Annotated in this window: 1 pseudogene; it reads right to left on the minus strand. The window is 70.9% G+C overall.

The features are described 5' to 3' along the window. Positions 1 to 234, minus strand: a pseudogene (locus R0J88_RS23700) (1-acyl-sn-glycerol-3-phosphate acyltransferase); the annotation flags it as partial.

Here is a 234-nt window from a genome sequence, read left to right on the forward strand (position 1 = left end):
GGCATTGCCGCGCGCCAGGCTCGCGCCGGCGGCCTCGAGCACGCCCTGCGGCTCTTCATTGGTGATGTAGCCCGCGGCACGGATGGGGCCACGGGTGAAGGGGTTGCGTGCCAGCCGCCCCTTGACCACGCAGTCGGCGTGGGGAATCAGCGCGAGCAGGAAGACCACGTCGATCAGCGTCGGGTGATTGGCCAGCACCAGCAGGCCCGGGCGTTGCAGGCGCTCGCAGTCGTG

This window comes from Pseudoalteromonas sp. SIMBA_162, from assembly GCF_046535955.1.
Taxonomy (GTDB): Bacteria; Pseudomonadota; Gammaproteobacteria; order Enterobacterales; family Alteromonadaceae; genus Pseudoalteromonas; species Pseudoalteromonas marina.